A 2,501-nucleotide genomic window follows, 5' to 3' on the forward strand; every position below is an offset into this window, starting at 1 on the left:
TCGGTGTATATCCTGTTGCTGGGCCTGTTTTCGGTCGGTATCGGCGCGGGGTCTGCCCTGTGTGAAACCCTGTCCGGCCGCAAGGTGGAAATCGGACTGGTGCCATTCGGCTCCATCGGCATGTGTCTGTTCGGTATCGATCTCTACTTTGCCCGGCCGCTCAGCATGGGCCAGCACCTCGATTGGCTCGGCTTTGTCGCGCAGCGCGAGCACTGGCGCATGCTGTTCGACCTGACCATGCTGGGCGTGTTCGGCGGCTTTTTCTGCGTGCCGCTGTATGCGCAGATCCAGCTATTGACCGAGCCGGAATACCGCTCGCGCATCATCGCCGCCAACAATATCCTCAACTCCTTCTTCATGGTGATCTCGGCCATTGTCAGCGTGTTGATCCTGATGGCTGGCGCCTCGATTCCGCAGCTCTTGCTGATCGTCACCCTGATGAATATCCCGGTGGCGCTGTATGTATACGGCCTGCAGCCGGAATTCTTGATGCGCTTTCTGGTGTGGATTGCCACGCACACCATGTACCGGGTCAAGCACACCGGCCTCGACAATATCCCCGACGAGGGGCCGGCCATCCTGGTGTGCAACCATGTGAGCTTTATGGATGCCTTGGTGATAGGTGGCGCGATCAGGCGGCCGGTGCGCTTTGTCATGGACCACCGCATATTCAAGGTGCCGGTGCTCAATTTTATCTTCCGCACCGCCGGCGCCATCCCGATCGCCCCGGCCAAGGAAGACCCGGCCATGAAGGAGCTGGCGCTGGCCAAGGTGCAGGAATATCTGGCGCAGGGCGAGCTGGTGTGCATCTTCCCCGAGGGCAAGATTACCTATGACGGCGAGCTCAATGTGTTCAAGCCCGGCGTGGAAGCCATGGCGGCTCAGTCGGGTGCACAGGTGATCCCGATGGCGCTGCGCGGCCTGTGGGGCAGTTTTTTCAGCCGCAAGGACGGCGCCGCCATGCTCAAATTCCCACGCCGTGCCTGGTCACGCATCGAGCTGGTAGCCAGCGCAGCGGTGCCAAGCGAACAGGTGAATGCGGCTGATCTGCAGCAAAGGGTGGCTGCATTGCGTGGTGACTGGAAGTAATCGTGCGTGTAGGTCGGACTTCAGTCCGACATGGATTGACATGGCTGTGTTCGGAAAACCCAAAATCTTGAACCACAGAGGGCACAGAGTACGCAGAGGTGGCACAGAGGGGAAGGGGGCGAGGCCGATCCACGGCCCGTGTGCCTGGCTGTTTGTAGGAGCGGCTTTAGCCGCGATGGTCGGTACAACTTGCTTTCCCGCGACCTTTTCCTCGCGTTGATTGCAAGTTGGGCATCATCAATATGCGCGCCTTGCTCTGTGCCCCCGCCGTGTTCTCTGTGGTTCGAGTTCTCGTTCGCTAGCCACTATCTAAGCTTTGCCCCAATGTGTGCGTGCTGCACTGGCGCGCGCAAAACGCTCGGCCAAAGCCGCGCTGTCGCTGGCTTGCAGGGCCTCTATCAATTGGTCCAATTCATGCCGGAACGCCTGCAAGTCGCCCAGCAGTGCCGGGCGATTGGCCAGGGCGATATCGCGCCACATTTCCGGGTGGCTGCCGGCGATGCGGGTGAAGTCGCGAAAACCGGTGGCAGCGAGGCGCAGGCAATCGTTTGCGTCGGGCCGGTCCAGCACGCTGTTCATATAGGCAAACGCCAGAAGATGCGGCAGATGGCTGACGGCGGCGAACACCGCGTCATGGCGCTCGGCGTCGAGCGTCACTAAGTGGGCGCCGCAGGCCTGCCATAGCGCAGCAATGCGGGTGGTGGTGGTGCCGGCCGTTTCGGCCAAGGGGCACAACACCACCTTGCGCTCTTCATACAGGCTGTAGCGCGCTGCTGCAGCACCCGATAAATCAGACCCGGCAATCGGATGCGCCGGCAGGCAGCGGTCGAGGCTATCTGCCAGATGCTTGCGGTAGAGCGCCGCCACGTCGCGCTTGGTGCTGCCGGCATCGGTGACGATGGTGTGGCGCGGCAGGGCAGGGGCGATGCACGCCAGCACGGCATCCATCTGCCCGACCGGGGTGGCGAGCAGCACCAGATCGGCATCCTGTACCGCTTGTGCCGGGTCGGTTTCGGCCTGGTCGATCACCTTGAGCTGCAGTGCGCGCTGCAGGTTTTCCGGCGAGCGCCCGACACCAATTACTTGATCGACGAGGCCGGCGCGGCGCAAATCCAGCGCGAACGAGCCGCCAATCAGGCCGACGCCGATTACTACCAGCTTGTTGATGCGGTTTGGCGTCATTGATTGCTCTCGCTCGGGAATGATTGAACACGTCACGAACACGCCAACGGCGCGACTCCCCCGCGAAGGCGGGAGAGACAGGGGAATGGCTCAGCGAATATCCCTTCGCCTACGGGAGTAACAGCCTTGGGCTACCCGGGGCCCGCGGCGCCGCGTGATCGTTTTCCCCTAAAAATTCGAAGGCTTCTGTGGCGCAATGGCCTGGATATGGTATTCGGGGGTATAGCGAT

Annotated in this window: 2 protein-coding genes; one reads left to right on the forward strand and one right to left on the reverse strand. The window is 61.7% G+C overall.

Annotated elements, in window-relative coordinates:
• A partial coding sequence (locus ACE3OH_RS21625) for a 1-acyl-sn-glycerol-3-phosphate acyltransferase (RefSeq protein WP_374358164.1) occupies window positions 1-1,089 on the forward strand: 1,089 nt, incomplete at its 5' end.
• Window positions 1,090-1,398: 309 nt separating this feature from the next.
• Here ACE3OH_RS21625 and ACE3OH_RS21630 read toward each other — a convergent pair.
• The gene (locus tag ACE3OH_RS21630; protein ID WP_374358166.1) at window positions 1,399-2,271 is read right to left on the reverse strand and encodes a prephenate dehydrogenase; all 873 of its coding nucleotides are present in this window, start codon (window positions 2,269-2,271) and stop codon (window positions 1,399-1,401) included.
• Window positions 2,272-2,501 lie beyond the last annotated feature (230 nt).

Source organism: Chitinimonas sp. (genome assembly GCF_041904975.1).
GTDB lineage: Bacteria > Pseudomonadota > Gammaproteobacteria > Burkholderiales > Chitinimonadaceae > Chitinimonas.